Annotated in this window: 3 protein-coding genes; 1 reads left to right on the forward strand and 2 read right to left on the reverse strand. The window is 71.7% G+C overall.

Features of this window, described 5'->3' with window-relative positions; all coding sequences use genetic code 11:
- Positions 1–54 precede the first annotated feature (54 nt).
- Together KUTG_RS04425 and KUTG_RS04430 are read right to left on the reverse strand one after the other, a co-directional pair.
- A complete protein-coding gene (locus KUTG_RS04425) occupies positions 55–1,392 on the reverse strand; it encodes a PQQ-dependent sugar dehydrogenase (RefSeq protein WP_043715088.1) in 1,338 nt (445 codons plus the stop codon).
- A complete protein-coding gene (locus KUTG_RS04430) occupies positions 1,389–2,024 on the reverse strand; it encodes a TetR/AcrR family transcriptional regulator (RefSeq protein ID WP_052393932.1) in 636 nt (211 codons plus the stop codon). Before KUTG_RS04430 ends, KUTG_RS04425 begins: the two co-directional genes overlap by 4 nt.
- Before the next feature lie 69 nt (positions 2,025–2,093).
- On the opposite strand from KUTG_RS04430, the gene KUTG_RS04435 reads away from it, so the two are divergent.
- Positions 2,094–3,149, forward strand: a complete 1,056-nt coding sequence (locus KUTG_RS04435) for an aldo/keto reductase (protein WP_043728270.1) — start codon at positions 2,094–2,096, stop codon at positions 3,147–3,149.
- The last annotated feature ends 213 nt before the right edge of the window (positions 3,150–3,362 follow it).

Genomic DNA, 3,362 nt, shown 5'->3' on the forward strand with positions numbered 1-3,362 from the left:
CCCAGGAACCAGCAGCGGGCGAAGGACGCGCTCAAGCGCCTGCGCAAGAAGTGATCAGTTGCCCGGCGCCACCAGTCGGTACACGGCGCCGGCCTGGTCGTCGGTGATGTAGACGGCGTGGTCGGGGCCGATGACCGCGCCGACGGGCCGGCCCCAGCGCGACCCGTCGGTGGCCTGGAAGCCGCCGACCAGGGTCTGCTGCTTGCCCAGATCGCCGTTGGCCCACGGGAAGAACGACACCTCGGGCGCGCGGGGCGGCTGCGCGTTCCACGACCCGTGCACGCCGACGAGTGCGCCGTGGGCGTAGTCGCCGGGCAGGCCGCCGTCGACGAAGGACAGGCCGAGCGGCGCGGAGTGAGCGCCGAGGGACTGCTCGACCTTGGGCAGCTTCGCGCAGTCGAGCTGGTGGCCGTCGGCATTGGTCTCCACGTCGGTGTTGAAGCCGACGTTCGACAGGTCCTGGGTGCTGCCCTTGACGCCGGGATCGGTGTCGGCGTCCGGGTTGCAGTACGGCCAGCCGAGGTTGCGGCCGCTGGTCAGCTTGGCCAGCGGCTCGATGGGGTGATCACGCACGTAGTCGGGGATCACCTGTCCCTTGGACGAGCCCGAGGCGTCGCCGTAGGGACGGTCGAACGGGTACTGCACGTTGTCGCGGTTGTTCACGGCCGTCCACACCGCGCCGTCAGGGGCGATGGCCAGGCCCGTGCCGTTGCGGACACCCACCGCGAACGGCTTCGCCGGACCTCCGCCCGGCGGCACGCGCAGGATCGAGGCCCGCGGCGGGTTGGCCTTGAGGTCCGCCGGGGTGACGTTGCCGGTGGAGCCGACCGACACGTACACCGAGCCGTCCTGCCCCACCGCCACGCTCTTCAACGCGTGCGCGTACTGGCCGCCCAGCTCGGGGCTCCGCGCGTCCGGCAGACCGGTCACGACCGGCCGGGGATCCGTCGCTTTGCCGTCCGCGTAAGCGAACTTGTCCACCCGGTCGCTCTGCGCCACGAACAGCGTCGAGCCGGCGAACGTCAGGCCGTGCGGCTGGTTCATCCCCTTCAGCAGCACCGACTCGGTCGCCTTGCCCGTCCCGTCCGGCACAAGTCGCACGACTGTGCCGTTCTCGGGCACAGACACCAGCAGCGTCTTGTCCGGCGCCCACACCGCCAGGCGGGCCGAGGGGACCCGGGCGAACACCGACATCTTCCAGCCACTCGGGATGACGACCTGCCGGTCAACGTCGAACGGCGCCGCGCCCATGCCCGTCGGCACCGTCAGCGCCACCGCCACCAGGCCCGTCGAAGCCGCCGCCGTCGGCGCCGGCCCGCTGCTGGTGTTGCCCGAGCATGCGGTGGCCACCAGCAGGGCCGCGGCCAGTGCGGCGACGTGTCGGATAGTCATGCCGGCCTTTCGATGTCGGAGGTCTCGACTGCATGTCCCGCCAAGTCAACGAACGCCCCGGCCCTCGCGGCCAGCGCCGCCGCGTTCGCGGCCCGGTCGGCCGCCGGCTCGTCCGGCACCCGGCCGGTGATCAGCAGGTCGTAGTACAGCGGCGCCGACACCGCCTGGATCACCGCGGCCGGGTCGGTCCCCGCCGGCAGCTCGCCCCGCTCGACCGCCTCCGCCACACACGGCGACCATTCCCCCACGCGCGTTCGATAGAAGGTCCGCAGCGCCGTCGCCGCCCCTTCGTCCCAGGTCGCGCCCGCGATGATCGCCTTGAACAGCGGCCCCTGGCGTGGATCGGCCAGCGTGCGCTGCACCAGCCGCGCGTTGGCCCGAAGGTCCTGATCGAGGTCCCCGGTCCGCGACCGGGGCAGGGACTGCTCCGCCATGTCGATCAGCAGGTCCGTGACGAGCGCAATGGCCGTGCCCCAGCGGCGGTACACGGTGGTCCGCCCCACCTCGGCCCGCCGCGCCACCTCGCCCAGGTCCAGCTGAGCAAAGCCCTGCTCCGCCAGCAGATCCCCGGCCGCGCGGAGCACGTCGGCGCGTACCCTCGCGGTCCGGCCGCCGGGCCGACTGGCCACCATAACGGTACTCCCGTCCCCTTAACGTGCTACGTTGCTAACGGGATCACCGTACCGTTAGGGGTGGGTTTCATGGAGTACCGCAGGCTCGGCGCGTCGGGACTGCACGTGCCGGCGCTGAGTTTCGGGGCCGGCACGTTCGGCGGTCGCGGACCGCTGTTCGGGGCGTGGGGCGACGCCGACGCCCGGACCGCCCGGCGGCTGGTGGACATCTGCCTGGAGGCCGGCGTCACCCTGTTCGACACCGCCGACGTGTACTCCGACGGCGCCTCCGAGGAGGTGCTCGGCGCGGCCGTGCGGGGTCGACGGGACGCGGTGTTGTTGTCCACCAAGGCCAGCCTGCCCACCGGTGACGGGCCGAATGACGCCGGCTCGTCTCGCTCGCGGCTCATCCGCGCCGTCGAGTCGGCGCTGCGGCGGCTGGACACCGACTACATCGACCTGTTCCAACTGCACGCCTTCGACGCCGGCACACCGATCGAAGAGGTTCTCGACGCGCTGCACGACCTGGTGCGCGCCGGCAAGATCCGCTACCTCGGCGTGTCCAACTTCGCCGGCTGGCAGCTGATGAAGTCGTTGGCCCTGGCCGACCAGCACCACCATCCGCGCTACGTCGCCCACCAGGTCTACTACTCGCTCGTCGGGCGCGACTACGAGTGGGAGCTCATGCCGCTGGGACGGGACCAGGGCGTCGGAGCGCTGGTGTGGAGCCCTCTCGGCTGGGGTCGGCTCACCGGCCGGGTGCGCCGCGGGCAGCCGCTGCCCGAGCAGAGCCGCCTGCACGCCACCGCCGGCTTCGGGCCGCCGGTCGACGACGAGGTGCTGTACGCCGTGGTGGACGTGCTGGACGAGATCGCCGCCGAGACCGGTCGGGCGTTGCCGCAGATCGCCCTCAACTGGCTGCTCACCCGGCCGACCGTCGCGTCGGTGATCATCGGCGCCCGCGACGAGCGGCAGCTGCGACAGAACCTCGGCGCGATCGGCTGGCGGCTGACCGACGGGCAGGTCGCCCGCCTGGACAAGGCCGGCGAGCGCACCGCCCCGTACCCGCACTTCGCCTATCAGCGCCAGGAGGGTTTCGCCCGGCTCAGCCCGGTGATGCCGGGTTCCCCGCGCTCGGGCGATTGACATGAACGTCGGGTCTTTCATAGCCTGCCCCCGGTTGTATGCCGTTTCATCTCGTCATACATCCGATGTGTAGGCCATCCTCCCGCCGCAGGTGGCCGTCGGTAGCGCAGTCGACTCCGTTATCGACGGCGGCGATCACCCGATCGCCGCGTCCCTGCGACGAGAAGGAAGCCATGCGTACAGGTTGGGGCAAGCGACTGCTCGCCTACGGGG

Origin of the sequence: Kutzneria sp. 744 (genome assembly GCF_000568255.1) — a bacterium.
GTDB lineage: Bacteria > Actinomycetota > Actinomycetes > Mycobacteriales > Pseudonocardiaceae > Kutzneria.